Source organism: Micromonospora sp. NPDC023956 (assembly GCF_040639195.1).
Taxonomy (GTDB): Bacteria; Actinomycetota; Actinomycetes; order Mycobacteriales; family Micromonosporaceae; genus Micromonospora.
The window spans coordinates 102045-126194 of the sequence record NZ_JBEZZN010000001.1; the positions used below are offsets into that span (position 1 = coordinate 102045).

Genomic DNA, 24150 nt, shown 5'->3' on the forward strand with positions numbered 1-24150 from the left:
GCACCGGCTCACACCAGACCGGTGCGTACCGCGCGGGCCACCGCCTGGGCCCGGTTACGGGCCTGCAGCCGGGCCATCAGCTCGTAACCGGCGTTCTTGACGGTGTGCTCCGAGCAGCGCAGCCTCCGGGCGATGGCGGCGTTGCCGTGCCCCTCCGCCATCAACGCCAACACGTCGATCTGCCGGGCGGTCAACAGCGCCGACACCGACGGATCGGCCTGCGCGCCCAACAGCCGGACGACGGCCTCCGACGGCAACCGCGTCTCGCCGTGCCGTGCCGCCTCGATCGCCGCGACCAACTGCCTCGGGCTCGCGTCGGACCGCCGCAACATGGTCCGCACCCCGGCGTTGACGGCAGCGCGCACCGCCACCGGGTCGAACACGTCGGCCACCAGCAGCACCGTGCGACCCGGTGGACCTGCGTCATGGCGTCGGCACAGCGCCAGGGCCCTGTCGACCGTCGCGGCGGCGGTGACCAGGACCTCTACCGGGCCGTCCACCACCTGCGCAGCGACCCCCGGGCTGGCGCACAGCGCCGCCAGCAGTTCCCTGCCCGTACCCGGGTCATCGGCCAGCACTGCCACCCTCAGCCGGTCCCCCGAGCCGCTCACAGCAGCCCCGCCCGGAGCGCGTACGCGACGGCGTGCGCACGGTTGCGCAGCCGGAACCGGCGGGTGATGTCGTGCACCACGCCGGACACCGTACGGATCGAGTAACTCAACTCCCGGGCGATCTCGCCGGTCTCGCGGCCCTCGGCCACCAGGTGCAGCACAGCCCGTTCCCGTTCGTCGAGGCCGACGCCGTCGGACGACCCGTCCACCGCCGGGGCGGGCGGGCGGCCGGGATCCGGTTCGAGCAGCAGGGCCAGCATGTCCGGCGGCACGGAGCAGTCGCCCTCGGCGACCGCGAGGACGGTCCGGGCGAGACGGGCCGACCCCGCCTCACGTCGGCGGACCAGCCCCCGGGCTCCGGCGGCGATGGCGTGCAGCGCCTGGGCCTGCGTGAAGTCGCTCGCCACGAGTACCACCTCCGACCGTCCGCCGGTGTCCCGCACCCGACGGACCGCGTCCAGGGCCAGCGGATCCACCCGGTCGACAAGCACCACCGCCACGTCGGCCGGGGCGTCCCGGGGCGCCAGAGCCAGACCCGGACCTTCACGCAACGCGGCCGTCGCCCCGGCCGCCAGGACCGGATCCGGAGCGAGGACGCTCACATACACAGGATTACCCATGGCCCTTACCACCCGACCTCGTATCGCTGTTGGTGGATCCAGCGTCGTCGGCAGCGCGACCGACCGCATCGGGCGGTGCTCCGCACATTCCGCCGAGCGCCCTGAGCCGCGCCGATGCCCGCACGCCACCCACCCGTGGACGCGGACGGGCCGTGGCGGCAGCGCAGGTGCGGAGAATGTGGGGGACGGACCCGCACCCAGCGGGCCGGGCAGCCCGGGGCACGGCCGGGCGGCAGCCCGGGGCACACCCCGGGCCGCCGCCCGTGCCGGGTCAGGCCGGCGTCGTGGGGGCCGCGACGAGGCGCAACTCCGAGCTGTACCGACGGCCGTCCCGGTCGGCGAACCAGAGCTGCCCGGGGTCCGGCAGCATCTCGGTCACGGTGATCTCGGCGGCGGTTCCGTCGGTGCGTCGGGCCCGGCGGACCGCGCGGCAGAGCACCTCCACCGACGCCAGACTGGCCAGGTCGACGTGCACCGGCTTCCGTTCCCCGGTGCAGCGGAGGAAGACGTGCCGGGGCAGGCCGAGCCCTCGCGCCCAGGACCGCACCCGCAGGAAGCGACGGGCCTCGTCCGGGTCGGCCGCGAAGTCCACACCGGTGGCCGGGACCGTCCACGACTCCCGGCTGACCACCAGTCGGTCGATGGTCACCCGGGGTCGGTGCGGTGCCGGGGAGAGCAGCCGGAAGTGCGGCATCAGGTTCGCGGCGACCAGGTCCGCGAAGACCTCCATCAGGTCGTGGCAGTCGCCGTCGGAGCGGCGGCGGACCAGCAGCCGGCCGCCGGTGTCGACCACGTCGCAGCCGCCCACCACCAGGTCGTGATCGGGGTCGTGGCCGCAGGTGTCCGGGGCGAAGACCAACCGCCGGTGGCCGGGGGCGAGCAGCCGGGGCGAGAAGCGGGTGGCGCTGCCGCCCTGGCTGCCGGTCGCGCCGAGCCGGACCACCGGGCCGGGCAGGTCGGCAGCCATCGCCCCGGCCAACGCGGCCGGGTCCGGGTGGCAGTCGACCCAGCTGGCGTAGCGCATCGTGTGGTACCCCGGATGCAGTTCGCCGAGGACCCAGTCGACGTCACCGGCGGCGATCGCGGCCAGGTCGGGGGCGGCGATCATCAGGTCCGGGCTGTGCTGGACGGCGGTGGCCCAGCCGGGCGGGCCGGCGGGGAACGCGGCGGCTGCGGCGGCGCGCAGGTCGGCAACGCCGCGCCGCACCCGCCGGTCACCCTCCCCGACCGCGAGCAGCCGTTCCCACCGGTGGTGCAGGGCGCGGGTCAACGGGCGGACCACCGGCCCCGGGTCGTCGATCAACACGCTCCGGGCGGCGAGCCACAGGTCGGCCAACGGCACCGGTACGCCCGGCCGCCGGGCCGCGAGCTGGTCGTGCAGGGTACGCAGCGCCCGCCGGTAGAGCGCCGCGCCGGCCGCCGTGTACCAGCGGGCGCTGTCCAGCAGGAGAGTGAGCGGACCGGCGAGGGTGTCCAGGGCCGCCCGGCCGAGCCGGATCGAGTCCGGCCGCCGGCACTCCTCGAAGACCAGGGTGCGGCCGGCGTAGAGCTGACCGGCCTCGCGGACCGGCGCCGCACCGGTCAGGTCCGTGAAGGTCGCGCCGAGGCCGGCGAGGGCGTCACGGACCGCCGTCGCGTCGTCCCGGGCCGCCGCCACGGTCGCCGCCGCCGAGGTGAGCCGGTCCAGCGCGGCCAGCGCGGGTGCGCGTACCGCCGGGTCGTCGACGGCGGCGACGACGGCCCGCAGGGTGGCGGCGGCGTGCAGGTCGTCGGGGGCCGCCTCCAGGGTCCATTCGATCCGGCGGTCGGTGTGCAGCCGGTCCAGCGCCGCCCACACCCGGTCCGGGTCTGCTCCGGCGTCGGCGCGGACCGCCGCGACGACCTGCCGGGCGGTACGCCCCGGTCGCAGCGCCCGCAGGACGGCCGCCTGCACCGGTTCCAGCGGCATTGGATCGGCCAGCGGGACCCGCAGACTGTCCCCGTCGACGTCGAGCAGCGGCAGCAGCCGGGGCACCAGCCAGGGCCGCAGCGCCGGGGCGAGGGCCCGGCCGAGCGCGGCGACGGCCCAGCCCTCCAGGTAGAGGGTGCGGTCCCCGGCGGTGCCGTCGTGCGCGGTGGTCACCGGTTCCGGCTGTGCCGGATCGATCCGGGCCCAGCGCAGCGGCCCGAAGAATCCGATCGTGTCGTTCTTCGCCGCGTACCGGTGCAGGTAGCTGGTGACCAGGGCCTCGGTCTTGCGGTGCCGGCCGGTGCGCGACACGGTTTCCGGGTTCCGGCGCAGCAGGGTGTCGAAGCCGGTGTCCAGGGCGGTCGGGTTCTGCCAGGCGACCGCCTCCCGGAGCCGGGGATCGGCGGCGGCGGTGTGCAGCGCGCGGGCCAGGGCCCGCTCGGCGTGCCGGAACCGGGCGCGGTACGCGCGGTCGTCGGCGCCGGCGTCCACCGCGTCGGCGAGGGCGGCCAGTTCCGGGTCGGCCAGGGCGTCGAGCAGGTCGACGGGGAAGCCGGCGGCCCGGACGCAGCACCAGCGCCACAGCCCCCACCCGTCGCCGAGCGGGACCAGGTGCTCGGACATCAGCCGGCCAGCACCGCGGTCACCAGGTGGTCGGTGTCGGACCGTGTCAGCATGTGCTGGTCCACGTCGGTGAAGCCCGCCTCCTCCAGCAGCGCGACGAGTTCGGGGTAGGCGTACGCCCGGCCGCCCTGGGTGTGGAAGAGGTTCAGGCTGAACATCCGGACGAACGCCTCCCCCGGTCCGGCCGGGCGCTCCGGCACCTCGGCGAGGGGTTCGAGCAGGACGATCCGGCCGCCGGTGCGCAGCGCGGCGGCGACCCGGCGCAGCAGGGTGAGCACCGCCTCGCGCTGGTAGCCGTGCACGATGTTGAAGAGCAGCACCAGGTCGTGACCGGTGCCGAGGTCGGCGGTGAAGAGGTCGCCCGGTCGCAGGGTGACCCGGTCGGTCAGGCCGGCGTCGGCGACCGTCCGCGCCCCCTGGGCCAGCGCGCCGTCGAGGTCCACCACGGTCGCCCGCAGCTGCGGGTGGGCGGTGAGCAGGGCGACCGGGTACGCGGCGTGCCCGCCGCCGACGTCCAGCACGCTGCGGGCGTCGGCGGGGACCGGCACCAGGTCGACGATCTCCGGGCCGAGTGCGTCGGCCAGGCCGCGCAGCATGGTGTGGAAGTCGGCGAGGGCCTCCGGATGCCGCTCCAGCCAGGCGTAGAAGTCGCCGGTCGGGCCGCCGGAGCGGATCGACGACTCCAGGTCCTGCCACCAGCCGGTCAGCACGGTGGACCAGAAGGAGAGCGCCGGGGCGAAGCTGCCCGGCGCGTCGCGCAGCAGCCAGCGGGCCGTGTTGGCGCTGTTGGCGTACCGCCCGTCCGCGCGGGTGAGGTAGCCGTACCCGGCCAGCGCGTCGAGCAGGATCCGCAGTCCGAGCGGGTCGGTGCCGGTGTGGTCGGCGAGTCGGTCGGCCGGCAGGGGGCCGTCGGCCAACGCCTCGAACACCCCGAGCCGCAGCCCGGCGGCGGCGCTGCGGAAGGAGACCGCGTCGAGCAGGTCGAGGTACGCGGCGGGGGCGGCGTCGGAGGCGAGGAACAGGTGGGCCTCGTCCGGGCTCAACGGCACCGGCATGGCGGGGCGCTCCTTCGGAGATCGGGGTGGGGCGGTCGGTGGACGGGTCAGCGGTGGGCGGGCACGGAGGACGGGCCGGACGACTCGGTGGCGTCGGTGGCGCTGTCGGCCTCCGCCCCGCTGTCCGGCGGCGTCGCCGGATCGTCGGGCAGCGCGTCGGGCAGGTCGTCGACCCGGCGCAGCGCCGGCCACGCCCACGCGCTCGCGGCCAGCAGCACCATCAGCGCCCCGGTGACCGCGAAGACCAGCGCGACGCCCCGGCCGTCGCCGGTGCCGATCACCGAGCCGACCGAGCCGGCGAGCGCCCCGTCCGCGCGCAGCAGCGGCTCGACCCCGTCGGCGATCGGTCCGGCCAGCACGTACGCGAACGGGATGCTGGCGTCGCCGATCACCCGGGCGGTGGCGAGCACCCGACCCAGTACGGCCGGCTCGGTCTTGGTCTGGATCAACGTCATGGTGGAGCTGTTCACGATCGGCAGGGTGAACAGGAACAGCGGGGCGACCACGCCGATCAGCCACACCGACGGGGCCGCCGCGTGCAGCACCAGCGCCACCCCGCCGATCGCGAGGCCACCGCACACGGCGGTGATCCGGCGGGCCGGGCCGCCCCACGCGCCCATCAGCAGGCTGCCGGCGAAGAGCCCGGCCCCACCGGCGAACATCAGCACGCCGAGGGTGTCCGGCGAGGAGAACGAGAGGATCAGCGGCTGGACGAGCACCCCGGCGATGCCGAAGAGGAAGTTGAAGCCACCGAAGACCAGCATCAGCCGGAGCAGGCCCGGACGCTGCCGCAGGTGGTGCCAGCCGGCGGCGGCCCCGCGCAGCACCGGCTCGTCGGCGGCGCCCTTCCCGGCCGGGCGGGTCACCTCGGCGGGCAGTCGGACCAGCAGCAGCGTGCCGGCCGCGACGACGAAGGTGCCCAGGTCCACGACCATCACCCCGCCGACCCCGATGGTCACCACCAGTACCCCGGCGACCAGCGGCGCGGCGATCTGCACCGCCCGGGAGACCTGCATCAACCCGTTGAACCGGCCGAGGTGCCGCTTGCCGACCAGCGCCGGGGTCATCGCCTGGTAGGCGACCTGGTGCACGGTGGACGCCCCGGCGCTGAGCACCGTCGCCAGGTAGATGTGCCACACCTCGAGCGCGTCGGCCACGACCAGCGCGGCGAGCACGGCGGTGCCCACCGCGGCGAGGGTGTCGCTGGCCAGCATCAACCGGCGGCGGTCCCGGCGGTCCGCGAGGGCCCCGGCGAACGGCGCGACCAGCACCGCCGGCAGGGTGGCGGCCAGGAAGATCATCGAGAACTGGGTGACCGAGCCGGTGCGCTGGTAGACCCAGACGCCGAGGACGAACGCGGTCAGGCTCGACCCGATCAGCGAGACGAGCTGGCCGAGCCAGATGGCCACCCAGCGGTAGTGGGTCAGCGTACGGTCAGCCACGGGTCCTCCCCGGCGGGTCGAGGAACCCGGCGGCGACGAACGCCGCCAGGTAGGTGTGCAGCAGGTGCGCGTCGGCCGCCGGGCAGGTGACCCCGGCCGCCGCGAGCGTGTTCTCGGTGCCGGTGCAGTCGAAGTCCGGTTGGCTGCGTACCGGGGTGGCCTCGCCGAACAGCGGAGTGAACCGGGCGAGGGCGGCGTCCGGCCGGGCCAGCAGCGCCGCCCGCCACCGCGGGTACGGCACCAGGTCCACCGGCAGACCGAAGTCCGTGACGGCCTCGGCGAGAACGGCGTAGGTGATGGTGCGGTTGTTGTAGTAGTGGTGGTCGCCGGTGGATCCGGTCCTGGTGAGGTGTCCGATGCCGGCTCCCACGTAGTCCACCGGGGCGAGGTCGGCGGGGTCGTCGAGGTCCGGTACGGCACCGAGTTGCACGCAGGTCTTCAGCAGCCGGCTGAAGAAGTCGTCCACGTTGCCCACCCCGGTACGGGCGTCGCCGGTGATCCGGGCGGGCCGGTGCACGCTGACCGGCAGGCCCCGGTCCCGGGCGGCACGGACCAGCGCGTCGGCGACCCACTTGCTGGCGTTGTAGCCGTCGTACAGGCCGGCGCAGTCGTCCGGCACGTCCCCCTCACGGACCAGGGTGCCGGTGCGCGACGGGGTGACGAAGACCCCGAGGGTGGAGACGAAGTGCACCGCGCTGGGGCGGGCGGTGGTGGCCAGCCGGAGCACCTCACACGTGCCGTCAACGTTGGCCGGGCGCAGCATCGGGTACGGCTGCACGAAGTTGACCACGCCCCCGTTGTGCACGACGACGTCGATCCGTTCACCGAGTTCGGTGAAGGCCGGCCCGGTCAGCCCGAGCCGGGGCGCGCCGAGGTCCCCGGGGACGCCGACGAGCCGGTCGGCGTACTCCGGTCGCCAGAGGCCGTACCGGTGCAGGTTGGCGCGGACCCGGTCGACGGCGGCGGCCGGTGTGGCCGCGCGGACCAGGCAGTGCGCGGTGGCCCGGGTGTGGCTGAGCCAGTCGGCCAGGAGGTACGCGCCGAGGAAACCGGTGGCCCCGGTGAACAGCACCTGCTCCGGCACCGCCGGAACGGCGCCGGCCGGCACGGACAGGTCGTCGGCGCGGCGGGCCTCGGCGCGCAGCAGGTCGCCGTGGTCGACCGGGGCCGGACCGTCCCCGTCGAGGACGGCGGCGAGCCCGGCCAGGTCGGCGGCGGAGAAGAGCGCCCGCAGCGGCAGGTCCGCGCCGAGAGCGGTGCGGATCCGGGTCACCACGGTGGCCGCGAGCAGCGAGTGTCCACCCAGGTCGAAGAAGTTGTCCCGCCGGCCTACCGGCCCGGTGCCGAGCAGGTCGGCCCAGATCTCCGCGAGGGTCTTCTCGGTGGGGGTGGCCGGTGGCTCGTGCGCGGGCCGGTCGGGGGCGTCGGCGGGGGCCGGCAGGGCGGCCAGGTCCAGCTTGCCGTGCCGGTTGGTGGGCAACTCCGGCACCCGCACGAAGGCCGCCGGAACGAGGTGCTCCGGCATCCGTCGCCGCAGCGCGGCCCGCGCGGTCGGCCCGTCCGGTACGTCCGCGTCGCCGACCAGGTAGGCGACCAGCCGGGGACCGGTGACCGGGTGGTCGACCAGCACGGCGGCCCGGCGGACGCCGGGCAGGGCCGCGCAGGCCGCCTCCACCTCGCCGACCTCGATCCGGTGCCCACGGATCTTGACCTGCCGGTCGGTGCGGCCGAGGAACTCCAGCGTCCCGTCGGCACGGTGCCGGGCCAGGTCGCCGGTGCGGTAGAGCCGTGTCCCGGGCGGGCCGTAGGGGTCGGGCACGAAGCGGGCGGCGGTCTCGGCGGGGCGGCCGAGGTACCCCCGGGCGGGCGCGGTGCCGCCGACGTACACCTCGCCGGGCAGGCCGATCGGGACCGGCCGCAGGGCGGCGTCGAGGACGTGGACCCGCACGTTCGGCACCGGACGGCCGATCGGCAGCCGGGTCAGGCCGGGCAGTTCCGCGCCGTCGACGGTGGCGAGGGTGGTGGCGCAGACGGTCGCCTCGGTCGGGCCGTAGTGGTTGAAGACGGTGACCCGACCGTCGGTGAGCCGGGCCCACCGGCGGACGGTGTCCAGGTCGACGGCCTCCCCGCCGACCATCGTGGCGCGCAGCGGGCCGGCGTCGACCGGCCCGGACCGGGCGGCCAGGTCGTCCACCCACCGTGCCCAGAGCGGCGCGGCGGTGTCGACCAGGGTGATCCCGTGGGTACGGCACAACTCGGCCAGGCCGGGGCCGGTGATCGCCGCCGGCTGCCGGTGCACCACCAGCGCCGCCCCGCTGGCCAGGGCCGGGAAGAGGTCGCCGACGGAGGCGTCGAAGCTGAGCGGGGGCAGCATGAGCAGCCGGTCACCGGGACCGATGCGGTGCAGGTCGGCGAAGGCCAGGGCGAGGTTGACGGCGGTGCGGTGGCCGACCATCACGCCCTTCGGCGTACCGGTGGAGCCGGAGGTGTGGATGACGTAGGCGAGCTGGTCGGGGTGGACCGGCGCGGGCGTCGAGTCGACCGGCGCGCTGTCGTCGCCCGGGTCGGTCGGCCGACCGTCGGGGTCGACGACGAGCAGCGTGCCGGCGTACGGCCGGTCGTCGGGATCGGCGGGGTCCGGCGGGGCGGCCAGCGTCCGGGCGAGGTCGGCGGCGGTGAGGCAGACCGTGCTGCCGGCGGCGGTGAGCAGGGCCCGCAGCCGGGCCGGCGGGTGGGCCGGGTCCAGCGGCAGGTAGCCGCCACCGGCGGTGAGGATCGCCAGGATCCCGGTCAGCGCGGCGGCTCCCGCCGGCAGGGCCAGCCCGACCGGCTGGTCCGGCCGGACGCCGAGCCCGCGCAGCCGATCGGCGAGCCGGTCGGCGTCCGCGACCAGCCGGCCGTAGGTCAGCGGGGTCCGCACCGGGGCGTCCGGGCTGACGTCCAGCAGCGCGGGCGCGTCCGGGTCGACGGCCGCGCGGGCCCGGACCAGCTCGTGCAGGCCGGCCCCGGTCGGGTACGCCCGGTCGGTGGCGTTCCACCGGGCCAGGTCCCGTCGTTCGGCGGGGCCGGTCAGGTCGAGGTCAGCGAGTCGGCGCTGCGGTTCGGTGGCCAGCGCCCACAGCACGGCGGTGAACCGGTCGACGAAGCGCGCGACGGTCACCTCGTCGAACAGGTCGGTGTTGTAGTCGACCAGGCCGGCCAGGCCGGTGCCGGCGGCGCGCACCGCCACGGTCAGGTCCAGCCGGGAGGTCTCCCGGACCACCGGGACCGGCCGGACGGTCAGGTCGCCGCGCGGGCCCTCCGGACCGTCCTGGTTGACCACCAGCATCACCTGGTACAGCGGGTTGCGGCTGAGGTCGCGGGGCAGCCGGGCGGTCTCGACGATCCGCTCGAACGGCAGTTCGGCGTGGGCCAGCGACGCCACGCAGGTGGCCCGGACCCGGCTCACCACCTCGGCCAGCGTCGGGTCGCCGGACAGGTCGGTGCGCAGCGGCAGGGTGTTGACCAGCAGGCCGACGATGTCCTGCTGGGCCGCGTCGGCGCGCAGCGTCACCGGAGAACCGACGCAGACGTCGTCGGTGCCGCCGAGGCGGGCCAGCAGCACCTGGAGCCCGGCGAGCAGCACCATGAAGCGGGTGCAGCCGGTACGCCGGCCCAGCGCGTCGAGGGCGGCGGTCAGGTCGGCCGCGACGGTGAAACCGTGGGTGCGTCCGGCGACGGTCTGGGTGGCCGGGCGGGGCCGGTCGGTGGGCAGGTCGAGCAGACCGGAGCAGCCGTCGAGGCGGCTGGTCCAGAACTCGCGGGCGCGGTCCGCGCCGCCGCCGGCCAGCCGCTCGCGCTGCCAGAGGACGTGGTCGGGGAACTGGGCGACCGGGGCGGGCGCCGCGCCGGTGCCGGTCCGGTGCCGGTGGTGGCCGTCGAGCAGACCGGTCAGGACGATGTCGACGGACCGCTCGTCGGCGACGATGTGGTGCAGGCTGACCACCAACAGGTGTTCGTCGGGCGCCAACCGGCCCAGCCGGACCCGGAGCAGGGGTGCCCGGCCGAGGTCGAAGGGGGTCTCGGTCTCCCGCCGGACGGCGTCGGCGACCGCCGCCGCACGCTCGGCGGCGGACCCGCCCGTCAGGTCCTCGACCACCAGCACGCACCGCGCGCCCGGATGGTCGGCGGGAAGCACGTCCTGCTCGACGCGTCCGTCCCGGTCCACGAACCGGGTCCGCAACGCCTCGTGCGCGGTGACCAGGTCGTCCAGCGCGGCCTGCACCGCGGTCGGCTCCAGCGGCCCGGTGAGCCGGACGGCGTGGCTCATCACGTAGGCCGGGCTGCCCGGCTGGAGCCGGTCGAGGAACCACATCCCCTCCTGCGTCGGCGACAGCGGCACGGGGGTGCCCGGGGCCCGACGCGGGACCCCCGCCGGCCGGGTCGCCGCGCCCAGCCCCCGGCGGGCCATCAGCTCCCGGATCAGCCGTTCCCGGTCGGTCATTCCGGTCCCTCCACCAGTGCCCGCAGTTCCTCGTCGGAGAGGCCGGCCATCTCCTGCCGGAAGGCCGCGACGGCGTCGACGTGGCCGGGCGACGGCTCGGCGGCGCGGAGCGCGTCGGCCATCGCGGCGACCGTGGGGGCCGCGAAGAGCAGCGGGATCGGCACCTCCATGTCCACCGCCGCCCCGATCCGGCCCAGTGCCCGCACCCCGAGCAGCGAGTGCCCGCCGAGGCGGAAGAAGTCGTCGTGCACGCCGACCGCGTCGACCCGCAGCACCTCCTGCCAGATCCCGGCGACCAGGTGCTCCACCGGGTCGCGGGGGGCGACCGGGACGGCGGTGGGGTCGGTCCACCGGGGAGCCGGTAACGCCTTCCGGTCGACCTTGCCGTTGTCGTTGAGCGGCAGGGCGGTCAGCGGCACCAGGGCCGCCGGCACCATGTACTCGGGCAGCCGGCGGGCCAGCGCGGGCCGGACCCGCTCCCAGAGGGCGTCCGGGTCGGTACCGGCGGCCGGCACCGCGTACGCGACCAGCCGGACGTCGCCGTCCCCGCCGGTCCAGGCGGTGACCACGGCGTCGGCGACCTCCGCCTGCGCCCGCAGCAGCGTCTCGATCTCGCCCGGCTCGATCCGGAACCCGCGCACCTTGACCTGGTGGTCGGCGCGGCCGAGGTACTCCACCTGACCGTCGGGCCGACGGCGGGCCAGGTCGCCGGTGGCGTAGAGCCGGGCACCGGGCCGGTCGGCGAACGGGTCGGGCACGAACCGGTCGGCGGTCAGGCCGGGCCGGCCGTGGTAGCCCCGGGCCACCCCGGTCCCGCCGACGTACAGTTCGCCGACCACGCCCACCGGCACCGGCTGGAACGCCTCGTCGAGCAGGTGCAGCCGGGTGTTGGCGATCGGCCCGCCGATGGTGACGGCGGCCGGGGCGGGCGGCACCGGGCCGGCGGACGAGTAGACCGTCGTCTCGGTCGGTCCGTAGCAGTTCCACAGGGACGCACCGTCGGCGAGCAGCGCGTCGGCGAGGTCCCGGGGCAGTGCCTCCCCGCCGGTGAGCCGGAGCCGCACCGACGGCGGCACCCCACCGGCGGCCAGCAGGAGCCGCCAGGTGGCCGGGGTGGCCTGGAGCACGGTCGTGCCGCTCTCGACCAACCGGCGGCGCAGGGCCGGCCCGTCCGCCGTCTCGTCCGCGCCGACCACCACCAGCGGGACGTCGCACATCAGCGGCAGGAGCAGCTCCACCACGGAGATGTCGAACGACAGCGTGGTGACCGCCGCGAGCAGGTCACCCGGTCCGAGGTCGAGGTCGGCGCGGAAGGAGGTGAGCAGGTTGAGCACGGCCCGGTGCGGGACGGCCACGCCCTTCGGGCGGCCGGTCGAGCCGGAGGTGTAGAGCAGGTACGCCAGCGCGTCCGGATGCGGGACGACCACCGGCCCCGGCTCGTCCGAGCCGGTGCGGTCCGTTCCGCCGTCACCGCCGGCCGCACCGTCGACGGCGCTGGTCCCGGCGTCGGCGTCGAGGAGCAGGACGGTCGGGGCATCGGCCAGCACCCCGGCCAGCCGGTCGGCGACCGCGCGGCTGGTCAGCACCACGCGGGTGCCGGAGTCGGCGAGCATGAGACGCAGCCGTTCCGCCGGCAGGGCGGGGTCGAGCGGGAGATAGCCGGCCCCGGCGCGCCACACGCCGAGCACCGCGGCCACCATCGCGACTCCCCGGTCCAGGCAGATGCCGACCGGCGTGTCCGGGCCGACCCCGGCGGCGAGCAGCCGGCCGGCGATCCGCCCGGCCCGGCGGTGCAGTTCGGCCCGGTCGAGCCGGCCGTCCGGGCCGGTGACCGCCGGCGCGGAGCCGGGCGCGCCCGGACCGGTGGGCAGCAGATCCAGCACCGAGGAGACCTCGGGCAGCGGCCGGTCGGTGGCGTTCCACTCCACCACGACCTGCCGCAGTTCGGCACCGGCGAGCAGCGGGATCCGGTCCAGGGGACGGTCCGGGTCGGCGACCGCCGCCGCCAGCAGGGTGCACAGGTGCCGGCCGAACCGCTCCACGGTGGCGACGTCGAACAGCGCGGTGTCGTACTCGAACGCCAGCCGCAGCGCCCCGTCGGCGGTGCGCTCCCCCACCAGGGTCAGGTCGAACTTGGCCGAGCCGCTGTCGACCTCCAGGGAGGTGGTCGTGCAGCCGGACAGCCGGAAGCCGTCGTACGGCGCGTTCTGGAGGACCAGTTGGGCCTGGAAGACCGGTGCGTGGGCCAGGCTGCGGTCCGGCTGCAACTCCTCGACCAGCTTCTCGAACGGCAGCTCGGCGTTGCCGAGCCCGTTGAGCGTCACCTCGCGTACCCGTCCGACCAGCTCCCGCAGCGACGGTGACCCGGCCGTCGACACCCGCAGGGCCACGGTGTTGACGAAGAACCCGATCAGCCCCTCCAGGTCGGGGTGGTCCCGCCCGGCGACCGGGGTGCCGACGACGATGTCGTCCTGCCCGCTGTGCCGGGACAGGACCGCCTGGTACCCGGCGAGCAGGGTCATGAACAGGGTGGCCCCGGCCGCCTGGCTGAACTCCTCGACCCGGCGGGTGACCGTCGCCGACAGGGTGAGGTAGTGCGCCGCGCCCCGCTGGGAACGGGTCGTCGGGCGGGGCCGGTCGGTGGGCAGGGAGAGCAGGGCCGGGGCTCCGCGCAGGTGGGCCAGCCAGTGGTCGAGCTGCCCGCGCAGGGTGTCCCCGGCCAGCCGCTCCCGCTGCCAGACGGCGAAGTCCGCGTATTGGGTGGGCAGCTCGGGCAGCCGGGCCGCCGCGCCGGCCAGCGCGGCGGCGTACCCGGTGTCCAACTCCCGGAACAGCACCCCCAGTGACCACGCGTCGGAGACGATGTGGTGCAGGCAGAACGACAGGTGGTGCCGGTCGACGTCGGTCCGGACCACCACCACCCGCAGCAGCGGACCGGTGGCCAGGTCGAACGGCTGCCGCGCCTGTTCCCAGACCAGCCGGGTGGCCTCGGCGTCCCGCTGCGGCGCCGGCAGTCCGGTCAGGTCGACCACGGTCAGGTCCGGTACCCCGGTCGGGTGCACCACCTGTACCGGCTCCCCGCCGGACTCGGCGAAGGTGGTCCGCAGCGCCCCGTGCCGGGCCACGATCGCGGCCAGGGCGGTCCGCAGCGCGTCGACGTCGAGCGGACCGTGTACCCGGAACGCCACCGGGATGTTGTAGACCGGGTCGGCGCCGGTGAGGCGGTCCAGGAACCACAGCCGACGCTGCCCGAAGGAGGCCGGGTGCCGGCGGGGTGCGCGGGCCCGTTCGGCCAGCAGCCGGGCGAGCCGGGCCCGCTTGTCCCCGGCCGCTGCGGCGGAGTCGGCCGTGCTCATCACACCTCCTGGCTCGACAGCCGGCGCAGGACCGGCGTGCCGGCAGCGGCGTCGGGCACGACGAGGCCGTGCCGGGCCGCCGCCGCGGCGATCTGCTGGCGCAGCGCGCCGGGAGCGCTGTGCGCGAAGTACCGCAGGTACGCCGCACAGGTCACCGGATCGTCGACCAGGAACGGCAGGTCGCTGGCGACCATGTGCCGGACCACCAGCATCGGCACCGGGCTGTGCAGCGGCCGGAACTCGGTGTTCCACAGGCCGCCCTTGGCCGGCGGCCCGTCGTGGAACTCGCCGAGCATCAGCCCCTGGTCGGTGTACGCCGGCTTGAGCCGTTCCTGGGTACGGTCCACCGTCTCGCGGGCCACGTCGGCCGGCAGGTCGGGCAGGGTGAGCAGGATCGTCTTGAACTGGGCGGCCGGTCCGGCCAGCGGCTCCAGACCGGCGAACCAGTCCCGGTACCCGGCGAGCACGGTGTCCAGCTCGGCCGGGTCGACGGAGTCGCCCCGGTGCACGGCCAGGTAGAAGGTGTCCCGGTCCAGCGAGCCCTGGGCGTAGGGACAGACCGGTCCCTTGCGGCCCAGCTCCGGGTGCGGCTCGCAGAGGTACTCGCGGGTCCAGGCGACGACCGCCCGCAGCTGGTCGAGCGCCCCGTCGAGCAGCGGGTGCGGCGGTTCGGCGGACAGGTCCGCCGCGGTGAACAGGATCTGTCCGGGCAGGAGGGAGTGGGTCAGCACGTCGGTCACCGCCCCCCGGCCCGGCGCCGACCGGCGCGTACCCGGGCGGCGAGGGCCACCGTGGCGCCCAGGGCGAGGCCGGCGCCGGCGCCGCGCAGGACGCGCTCCTGACGGCGGGCCCGGGCCAGCGCGTCGGCGTACGGCGTGGTGGTGTGCGCGACCATCGTGTACAGCGGCACCCAGCGCCCCGGCAGCAGCCGGGACAGCACCCGGTCGGCGGCGGCGGAGAGGGTGTACCCGGGCCGGTGCACCCGGTCCCGCAGGTCCACGAAGTTGGCGGTGGACAGGTCGGCGAGCACGTCGGTGTGCGGCTTGCGGGCCGCCTCGTACGCGGCCAGCGCCGCCGCCCGGTCGGTGGGATGGTCGGCGAGGCAGCGGTCGAGCACCAGACAGTCCTCGAAGGCGGAGTTCATGCCCTGGCCGTAGAACGGGTAGACGGCGTGCGCCGCGTCCCCGATCAGCACCACCCGGTCGGCGTGCCGCCAGGGGGCGGTACGGACGGTGACCAGGTGTCCGGTGGGATGTCCGGCGATCTCGTCCACCAGGTCCGGCATCAGGCCCTCGGCGTCCGGGAAGTGCCGGCGGAAGAAGTCCCGCACCGCCGCCGGGGTGTCCAGCGCGGCGAAGCTCACCGGTCCCTCGTGGGCCATGAACAGCGAGCAGGTCAGCGAGCCGTCCCGGTTGGGGTGCGCGACCATCAGCGCCTCCTGGCCCGGCCAGACGTGCAGCGCCTCCAGCCGGACCCGGGGACGGCCGTCCGGGCCGACCGGGATGGTCAGTTCCTTGTACCCCCAGGGCAGGAACTCCTGGGCGTAGTCGCTGCGCAGTCCGTGCTGCATCTGCTGGCGCACGGTGGAGAACACCCCGTCGGCCCCGACGACCCAGTCGGCGGTGATCCGGGTCGCTTCCCCGCCACCGGTCGGGGCGACCTCGACGGTCGCGGCGTCCCGGTCCAGCCGCAGCAGTCGGCTGTCGAAGTGGAACCGGACCCCCGGCTCCGCCTCGGCGGCTTCCACCACCAGCGCGATCAACTCCTCGCGGAGCACCGAGTGCAGGATCTCGTGTTCCCGCACCCCGTACGGCTGGAAGCGCTCCGAACCGTCCGGGGCGTGCACCACCCGGCCGCGCATCGGCACGCTGCGCTTGAGCACGTCGGCGAGGAGACCCACCCCGTCGAGGGCGCGCATGCCCCGGGCGGAGAGGCCGAGGTTGATCGACCGGCCGCCCGCCCCGGGCGGGGCGGTGCGGGGGTCGGGCCGTCGCTCGTGGACGTCGACCGCATAGCCCCGCCGGGCGAGGTGGAGCGCGGCGAGTGATCCGGCCAGGCCGGCTCCGATGACGACCACCCGTTCCCTGTGCGGGGTCATTCGCCCTCCTCGGCGATCAGACTGTCCAGCAACGCGTCGACCTCGCTGTCGGAGAGGTCGTCGAGCGAGTCGAGCAGGTCCTGTGGGGACGGCCCCGCAGGACCGATGCGGTCGGTGCCGGCGGAGACGCCGCCCCCGGCGACGACGACGGCGAGTTCGGCGACGGTCGGCGCGGCGAAGAGGCTGCGCAGCGCCAGCTCGGTGCCGAAGGTGGTGCGGACGCGGGCGATCAGGCGGGTCGCGGTCAGCGAGTGTCCGCCGAGGGCGAAGAAGTTGTCGTGCACGCCCACCTCGTCGCGGCCGAGCACGTCCCGCCAGAGCGCGGCGAGCTGCTCCTCGACCGGGTCGCGCGGTGCGGTGGGTCCGTCCCCGCTGGTCTCCCGCCAGGTCGGCTCGGGCAGCGCCCGCCGGTCCCGCTTGCCGCTGGCGGTGCGGGGCAGCGCGTCGAGGACGACCAGGGTGGCCGGCACCATGTACTCCGGCAGCCGGCGGGCCAGCGCGGCCCGGACCGACGGCCAGAGCGACGCGGCGTCCACGCCGGCCGGCTCGGTGACCGCGTACGCGGCGAGCCGGACGTCCGCGCCCGTGCCCCAGGTGGTCACCACGGCGTCCCGGACGCCGGGCTGGTCGCGCAGGACGGCCTCGATCTCGCCCAGCTCGATCCGGAACCCGCGCACCTTGACCTGCTGGTCGGCCCGGCCGAGGTACTCGAGCCGCCCGTCGGGCAGTCGCCGGGCCAGGTCGCCCGTGGCGTAGAGCCGCCCGCCGGGCCGGTCACCGAACGGGTCGGGCCGGAACCGGTCGGCGGTCAGGGCCGGCCGCCCGTGGTAGCCCCGGGCCATCCCGGCACCACCGATGTGGATCTCACCGACCACCCCGTCGGGCACCGGCTCGCCGGCCGGGTCGAGCAGGTGGATCCGAGTGTTCGCGCAGGGCCGGCCCAGGTCGACCGGGCCGGTGGCGGCGACCGGACCGGCCGAGGAGTAGACGGTGGTCTCCGACGGGCCGTACCCGTTGAGCACCCGCGCCCCGTCGGCGCGCAGCCGGTCGGCCAGGTCGCGGGTGAGCGCCTCGCCGCCGCTGATCCGCAGCCGCACCCCGGTCGGTACGCCCCGCGCGGCGGCCAGCATCCGCCAGGTCGCCGGGGTGGCCTGGAGGACGGTGACGCCCCGTGCGGTCAGGGCGGCGTGCAGCGCGACGGCGTCGACGGCGGTGTCCGCGTCGAGCACCTCGATCCGGGCACCGGCCAGCAGCGGCAGCACCAGTTCCACCACGGAGATGTCGAAGGCCGGGGTGGTGATGGCGGCGACCCGGTCGGCGGGGGTCAGGCCGAGCAGCCGGTGGAAGCCGACGAGCAGGTTGACCACCGCGCCGTGGGTGACCGCGACGCCCTTGGGACGACCGGTGGAGCCGGAGGTGTAGAGCAGGTAGGCCAGCGCGTCCGGGTGACCGGCGACCGGCGGTGGATCGGTGGGCAGTCCGGTCGGGTCGAGCTGGTCGAGGTGGAGCACGACCGGCGCGTCGGTGCCGGCGGCGGCCACCGCCGCGGCGACGTGGGCGGCGCCGGTGGCGTCGGTGAGCACCACCGGCGGGGCGGCGTCGGCCAGCATGGTGGCGAGCCGGTCGGTCGGCAGGCCCGGGTCGAGGGGCAGGTAGCCGGCGCCGGCCCGCCAGATGCCGAGGACCGCCGCGACCAGGTCGGTGCCCCGGCCGAGGCAGAGCCCGACCGGGGTGTCCGGACCGACGCCGCGGCGGCGCAGCAGGTGGGCGATCCGGTTGGCCCGCGCGGCGAGGTCCCGGTGGCTGAGCGTGCCGTCCGGGCCGGCGACCGCCACGGCGTCACCGACGGCGGGCGGGTACCGGTCGAGCAGCTCGCCGACCGTGGCCACGGTGGGCAGCGGCAGGTCGGTGTCGTTGCCGGCGCGCAGGAGCCGGTCCCGCTCCTCCGCGCCGAGCAGCGGCAGCTCGCCGACGGGGGTGTCGGGGCGGTCCAGGGCGACGGCGAGCAGGGTGAGGTACCGGTCGGCGAGACCGGCGACGCGAGCGGGGTCGTAGAGGTCGGTGCGGTAGGTGATCCGGCCCGACAGGCCGTCCGGCCGGTCCTCGACGGTCAGCGTCAGGTCGAACTTGACCGTGCCGTTCTCCCACAGGCGTGGGGTGATCCGCAGGTCGCCCGAGGTGTCCGGGGCGGGCGGTTCGTCGAGGGCGAACATCACCTGCACCACCGGGGCGTGGGCGAGGCTGCGCCGGGGGGCCAGCCGCTCCACGATCCGGTCGAAGGGGACGTCCTGGCGGGACTGGACGGCGGTGGCGGCGGTGCGGGCCTGGGCGAGCACCCCGGCGAAGTCCGGCCGGTCGGCGAACCGGGCCCGCACGGCGAGGGTGTTGGCGAAGAAGCCCACCACGTCCCGGGTCTCCGGCCGGGTCCGACCGGCCACCGGCACCGCCACGAGCAGGTCGTCGGCGCCGGTGAGCCGGTGCAGCAGCACCTGGAAGCCGGCCAGCAGCCGGGTGAAGAGCGTGCCGTCCCGGCCGGCGCGCAGTCGGGCGGCCAGCGGGTCGGGGACGACGAACCGGACTTCACCCCCGGCGTCGGACTGCTCGGCCGGGCGGGGCCGGTCGGCGGGCAGCTCCAGCAGGGTCGGCGCGCCGGCCAGTTCGGCGTGCCAGAAGTCCAGGTCGGCGTCGAACGCGCCCTGCTCGTCCTGCTCCCGCTGCCAGACGGCGAAGTCGGCGTACTGCACCGGCGGTGGGGGCAGGTCGGGGCGGGTGCCGGCGGCCAGGGCGGCGTACCCGGCGGCGAGTTCGCGGAAGATCACCCCGAACGACCAGCCGTCGGCCACCGCGTGATGCACCACGACGGTGAGCACGTGCGCGTCGGCGGCCCGGCGGATCAGTCCGAACCGGGCCAGCGGGCCGGTGGCCAGGTCGAAGGGCTCCCGGGCGGCGAGGTCCACCAGGTCGGACCAGCGTTCGCCACCGTCGGCGACCGACAGCCGTACCGGCGCGGCCGGGGTGACCACCTGGGCGGGTTCCCCGTCGACGGCGGTGAAGTGCGTGCGCAGCGACTCGTGCCGGTCCACCAGCCAGCTCAGGGCGGTCTCCAGCGCGGCCACGTCGAGCGGGCCGGCCAGCTCGACCGCCCAGGCGATGTGGTACGTCGCCGCGCCCGGGGTCATCTGGTCGATCATCCACAGTCGACGCTGGGTGAACGACGACGGCAGGACATAGGTTTCGGTGTTCATACTCCCGCCTGGGTGCGGTGGGTACGGTCCGACCGCCGGTCGGCGGCCGGAGTGCCGGGCCCGGTCGGGTCGACCGGGTCGGGGGTACGCGTGTCGACGGCGACCAGCCGCAGTTCCGCCGTCCGGTGCCGGCCCTGCGCGTCGGTGAGCCAGGTCTGGTCCGGGCCGGGCAGCATCTCGGTGAGCCGTACGGTGGCGGCCGGATCGTGGCCCACGGTGCGGCGCACCGCGCGGGCGAAGACGTCCACCGAGGCGAGACTGGCGAAGTCCAGGTGGAAGGGCTTCTCCTCGACCGGGGTCTTGACGAAGACGTGCCGGGGCAGGGCGTGCTCCCGCTGCCAGTGCCGGACGTGGTGGAACCGCTCGCCCTCCTCGGGCAGCCCGGCGAAGTCCAGCCCGGTGGCGGCGAACCGCCAGCTCTCCCGGGCCAGCACCACCCGGTCGACGGTGATCCGGGGCTGGTGGTCACCGGGCCGCCGGATGTCGAACCGCTGCACCAGCTGCACCATCAGCGCCTCCCCGAGCACCTCGGTCAGGGGCAGCCGGTGCCGGCCGTCCCGACTGTGCACGGTCAGCACGCCGTCGACCGGTCCGAGGAGACAGTCGGCCACCGGCAGCGACGTGGCCGGGTCGAGCCCGCAGCTGTCGTGACCGAAGACCAGCCGCAGGTCCCGGTCGGTGACCAGCTTGTCGGTCAGGCGGGACGACGCGCCACCCTCCTCCCCCGTGGCGGCCAGGGTGAGCCGGCCGTACGGCAGGTCGGTGGCCATCGCGGCGCGCAGGTCGTCCGGCGCGGGGTGCTGGGCGACGAACAACGCCGAGCGCAGGGTGTTCACCCCCGGGTGCACCTCACCCACCACCCAGTGGAAGTCCCCGCGCGCGACCGCTCCGGGCCCGTCCGCGGCGAGCAGCACGTCCGGGCTGTGCTGGTACGCGCCCACCCAGCCGGGGCGGGGTGCGGCGAACGCCTCCGCCACGCGCTCGCGCAGGTCGGCGGAGGCGGCGGTGACCCGGTGGTCGACGGCCTCCGGCAGGATCCGCGCCCACCGGTCCTGGAGTGCCCGCACCACCGGCGCGATCAGCTTCTCCGGCGGGTCGAAGAGCAGGTCGTTCGCCCAGAGCCAGAAGTCGGCGAAGGACACCGTGGCGCTGCCGGTGCGGGCCACCAGCTCCCGGTACCGCTCGACGAAGGCCCGCCGGAACAGGGCCGCACCGGCCGAGGTGAACCAGCGGACGCTCTCCAGCAGCAGGGTCAGCGCCGGCCAGCAGGTAGCCACGAGGTCGGTGGAGAGGGTGACTTCGGTGCCGGACCGGCAGTCCTCGTAGACCAGGGTCCGTCCGGCGTAGGTCCGGCCGGCGCGACGGGTCGGCGCCGTACCGGTGAACGAGCTGAACCAGTCCTCCAGCGCCTCGATGGCGGCGCCGAGCCGGTCGGCGTCCCCGACCGCCGCGACCACCTCGTCCCGGGCCCGTTCGAGATCGTCGAGCGCGGCCAGGGCCGGCTCCCGGACCGCCCGGTCCCCGATCGCGGCGAGCCGGGCCCGCAGCGCGCGCTCCGGGAAGAGGTCCTCCTTGGGTACCTCCAGGGACCACGAGATCCGGCGTTCCCCCCGCAGCTCGGCGAGCATCCGGTAGACCTGTTCGCCGGTGGCGATGCCGGTGGCCGGGTCGGCGACCAGCTCGGCGGCAATCTCGCCGGCGGTCCGGGTGCCGTCGCAGGCATGCAGCAGCCGGGCCGTCACCGGCGGCAGTTCGACCGGTGGGGTGAGCGGCATGCGCAGCTCGTCACCGACGACGGCCAGGAAGGGCATCCGACGGGGCACCAGCCACGGTCGCAGTCCCGGGTCGCGGGCGGTGAGCGCCTCGGCCACCTCCACCACCGCCCAGTTCTCCAGGTAGACGGTGCGACGGGCGAGCGCGGAGGCGCCGTGGTGGACGGCGAGCGCGGGCGGGGCGTCGGTGATCCGGGCCCAGCCGACCGGGCCGAAGAATCCGATGGTGTCGTTCTTGACGCAGTAGCGCTGGAGGTAGGTGGCGACCAGCGCCTCGTGCTGGCGGTGCCGGGAGTCGCGCCGGTCCCCGGCACCCCGGACCGGGTCGACGCCGGTGCGCAACGCGTGCCGGTTCTGCCAGGTCACCGCCTCACGGAACAGCGGGTCGTCGGCGGTGGCGCGCAACGCGGCGGCGCGTGCCGCGCCGGCCCGGTCGTACGCGGCCCGGTACTGCGCGAGCGCGGCGTCCCGGTCGGCGTGGGCCGCGCGGAGCACCGCGTGGGCCCGGACGAGCGCCCCGTCGTCGACCGAGGCGGCACCGACGGGCAGTGGCTCCGGCGGGCTGTCCCGGCGGAGCTGACGGACGGCCCGGTTCCAGCCGGTCCGCTCCCCCGCCGGGCTGGCCGCCCGGACCCGGCGCAGCCGCTCGGCCAGGTCCCGGCGCGCCCCGGTGAGCCGGTCCCCGGCGGCCAGGAGCGTGTCGGCGGCCCGGACCAGGTCCGGGTCCCCCAGGGCGGTCAGCGTCTCGACCGGGAAACCGGCGGCCCGCAGCCCGACCCAGCGCCACACCGCCCACGGCCCGGGGGCCGGACGAACCAGGTGCGCCGGCACGGGCGGACCGGCCGACGCGGGCGCGGTCGGCACAGACTCGCTCGACGCGGGCGCGGGCGGCACTGGCGCGGGCGACGGGACCGGTGGGACGGGGGTCGTCCCAGGTGGGGTCGCGGCGACGGCCGGCTCCGGCGACGGCCGGTACCCGCGCCGGTCCCGTCGGACCACCCCGGTGGACGCGCCCCGCACGGCGGACGCGCGGTGCGTGACGGCGTCGGCCAGCGCGGCGAGCGTCGGCCGTTCGTAGACCAGGCGGACCGGCAGGTCGACGCCGAACCTGTCGGCCACGACGAAGGTGAGCCGGGTGGCCAGCAGCGAGTTCCCGCCGAGCAGGAAGAAGTCGTCGTCGGCCCGGGTCGGCGCGGTGCCGAGCAGGTCGCCCCAGAGCTCGGCCAGCCGCAGCTGGACCGGTTCGGTCAGGTCGGCGGGCGGCCGGTCCGGCGGCGGTTCCGGCAGGGGCAGAGCCCGCCGGTCGACCTTGCCGTTGCGGGTCAACGGCAGGGCCGGCAGGACCAGATGGGCGGCCGGGCGCAGGTGGGCGGGGAGCCGTTCGGCGGCGTACCGGGCCAGCTCCTCGGGATCCGGCGCGGGCCGGCCGGGGCGGGGTGTCAGGTAGGCGAGCAGCCGGCGTCGTTCGCCGTCCCCGTCGACGACCACGGCGGCGTCCCCGACGTCCGGGTGGCCCCGCAGCACCGCGGCCACCTCGCCGGGCTCGACCCGGAAGCCCCGGATCTTGACCTGCCCGTCGATCCGGCCGAGGAAGTCGAGGGTGCCGTCCGACCGCCAGCGGACCAGGTCGCCCGTGCGGTACATCCGGGCGCCGGGGCGCGGGTCGAACGGGTCGGGCAGGAAGGCCGCCGCGGTCGCTCCCGGCCGGCCGAGGTAGCCCCGGGCCAATCCGATGCCGCCGGTGTGGAGTTCGCCGGGTACGCCGACCGGCACCTGGCGTCCCTGCCGGTCCAGGACGTACACCGTGGTCCGGGGCACCGGCCGGCCGATCGGCACCGGGTCCGGTACGGCCTGCGGGTCGGTCATCGGGTGCACGCAGGTGAAGGTGGTGTTCTCGGTCGGGCCGTACCCGTTGACCAGAGGGGCGCCGCCGCGCGCCCGGAGCGCCCGGCGGACCGCCTCCGGGGCGAGCACGTCCCCGCCGGCGAGCAGCTGCCCGACCCCGGCCAGGCACTCCGGGTCGAACTCGACCAGTTGGTGGAAGAGGCCGGCGGTCAGCCAGAGCACGGAGATCCGCTCCCGGCGGAGCAGTCGGGCCAGCTCGGCGAGGTCGGGGGCACCGGCCGGGGCCACCACGAGCCGCGCGCCGTTGGCCAGGGCGCCCCAGATCTCCAGGGTGGCCGCGTCGAACGCCACCGGGGCGAGGTGCAGCACGGTCTCGTCCGGGCCCAGGCGCAGGTAGCCGGGCTGGTGGACGAGGCGGACCACGGCGGCGTGCGGAACCGCGACCCCCTTGGGGGTGCCGGTGGACCCGGAGGTGAAGCTGACGTAGGCCAGCCCGGACGGGTGCACCCGCGCGCGGGCCACCGCACCGGGCCGGTCGGGGACGGCACCCGGGGCTCCGGCCGACCGGCCGGCGGCAGCCGATCCGGCTGGGGCGGCCGATCCGTCGACGGCGGCGAACTCCTCCGGGACGGCCGATCCGTCCGGGGCGGTCAGCTGGTCGGCGGTGCCGGGCTGGTCCAGACGGAGCAGCCGGGCGGCGCCCGGCACCTCGTCGGTGGCCAGTACCAACGGGTCTCCGGCGACGGCGAGCAGGTGGCGGATCCGGGTGGGCGGGTCGTCCGGGTCCAGCGGCAGGTAGGCGCCGCCGGCCTTGAGGACGGCGAGGAGGGTGACGACCAGCTCCACCGAACGGGGCAGGACCACCGCCACCGGCTCGTCCGGCCGCACCCCGGCGGCGGCGAGCCGGCCGGCGAGCCGGTCGGCGCGTTCCTCCAGTTCGCGGTAGCGCAGGGTGCTGCCGTCGGCGCCGACCAAGGCGACCGCGTCGGGCTGCCGGTGGGCCACGGCGGCGACCAGCTCCGGCACGGTGGCGTCGGCCGGGTACGCCCCG

10 protein-coding genes and 1 pseudogene are annotated in these 24150 nt (G+C 76.1%); all 11 read right to left on the bottom strand.

The genetic code is table 11. From position 1 onward, the window contains the following. Positions 1 to 8 precede the first annotated feature (8 nt). A complete protein-coding gene (locus tag AB0F58_RS00365) occupies positions 9 to 584 on the bottom strand; it encodes a response regulator transcription factor (RefSeq protein ID WP_357135760.1) in 576 nt (191 codons plus the stop codon). Between the two features lie 23 nt (positions 585 to 607). Next, a complete protein-coding gene (locus tag AB0F58_RS00370) occupies positions 608 to 1231 on the bottom strand; it encodes a response regulator transcription factor (RefSeq protein ID WP_357135763.1) in 624 nt (207 codons plus the stop codon). 271 nt (positions 1232 to 1502) lie between these two features. Then, positions 1503 to 3803 (bottom strand): lantibiotic dehydratase, encoded by a 2301-nt coding sequence (locus tag AB0F58_RS00375; RefSeq protein ID WP_357135766.1) that lies wholly within the window; start codon positions 3801 to 3803, stop codon positions 1503 to 1505. Next, complete coding sequence (locus tag AB0F58_RS00380; RefSeq protein WP_357135769.1) at positions 3803 to 4858, bottom strand: methyltransferase; 1056 nt, start codon at positions 4856 to 4858, stop codon at positions 3803 to 3805. The genes AB0F58_RS00375 and AB0F58_RS00380 overlap by 1 nt, the downstream gene beginning before the upstream one ends. A gap of 47 nt (positions 4859 to 4905) precedes the next feature. After that, a complete protein-coding gene (locus AB0F58_RS00385) occupies positions 4906 to 6300 on the bottom strand; it encodes an MFS transporter (RefSeq protein WP_357135772.1) in 1395 nt (464 codons plus the stop codon). Then, positions 6293 to 10783, bottom strand: a complete 4491-nt coding sequence (locus tag AB0F58_RS00390; RefSeq protein WP_357135774.1) for an amino acid adenylation domain-containing protein — start codon at positions 10781 to 10783, stop codon at positions 6293 to 6295. Before AB0F58_RS00390 ends, AB0F58_RS00385 begins: the two co-directional genes overlap by 8 nt. Next, the gene (locus AB0F58_RS00395) at positions 10780 to 14139 is read right to left on the bottom strand and encodes an amino acid adenylation domain-containing protein (RefSeq protein WP_357135776.1); all 3360 of its coding nucleotides are present in this window, start codon (positions 14137 to 14139) and stop codon (positions 10780 to 10782) included. Before AB0F58_RS00395 ends, AB0F58_RS00390 begins: the two co-directional genes overlap by 4 nt. Continuing rightward, entirely contained in the window at positions 14139 to 14870 is a 732-nt protein-coding gene (locus tag AB0F58_RS00400) for a DUF6875 domain-containing protein (protein ID WP_357135778.1), read from the bottom strand. Before AB0F58_RS00400 ends, AB0F58_RS00395 begins: the two co-directional genes overlap by 1 nt. 5 nt (positions 14871 to 14875) lie before the next feature. Next, a complete protein-coding gene (locus tag AB0F58_RS00405) occupies positions 14876 to 16237 on the bottom strand; it encodes an NAD(P)/FAD-dependent oxidoreductase (RefSeq protein ID WP_357135781.1) in 1362 nt (453 codons plus the stop codon). Continuing rightward, positions 16234 to 19482 (bottom strand): amino acid adenylation domain-containing protein, encoded by a 3249-nt coding sequence (locus AB0F58_RS00410; protein WP_357135783.1) that lies wholly within the window; start codon positions 19480 to 19482, stop codon positions 16234 to 16236. Before AB0F58_RS00410 ends, AB0F58_RS00405 begins: the two co-directional genes overlap by 4 nt. Then, a pseudogene (locus AB0F58_RS00415) lies at positions 19479 to 24131 on the bottom strand (amino acid adenylation domain-containing protein); the annotation flags it as partial. The gene AB0F58_RS00410 and the pseudogene AB0F58_RS00415, both read right to left, overlap by 4 nt. Positions 24132 to 24150: the final 19 nt, after the last annotated feature.

Excerpts from the sequence above, each read along its gene's own strand:
- AB0F58_RS00395 (WP_357135776.1), bottom strand. The coding sequence starts at position 14,139 with ATGAGCACGGCCGACTCCGCCGCAGCGGCCGGGGACAAGCGGGCCCGG.
- AB0F58_RS00370 (WP_357135763.1), bottom strand. The coding sequence starts at position 1,231 with ATGGGTAATCCTGTGTATGTGAGCGTCCTCGCTCCGGATCCGGTCCTG.
- AB0F58_RS00375 (WP_357135766.1), bottom strand. The coding sequence starts at position 3,803 with ATGTCCGAGCACCTGGTCCCGCTCGGCGACGGGTGGGGGCTGTGGCGC.
- AB0F58_RS00405 (WP_357135781.1), bottom strand. The coding sequence starts at position 16,237 with ATGACCCCGCACAGGGAACGGGTGGTCGTCATCGGAGCCGGCCTGGCC.
- AB0F58_RS00380 (WP_357135769.1), bottom strand. The coding sequence starts at position 4,858 with ATGCCGGTGCCGTTGAGCCCGGACGAGGCCCACCTGTTCCTCGCCTCC.
- AB0F58_RS00390 (WP_357135774.1), bottom strand. The coding sequence starts at position 10,783 with ATGACCGACCGGGAACGGCTGATCCGGGAGCTGATGGCCCGCCGGGGG.
- AB0F58_RS00410 (WP_357135783.1), bottom strand. The coding sequence starts at position 19,482 with ATGAACACCGAAACCTATGTCCTGCCGTCGTCGTTCACCCAGCGTCGA.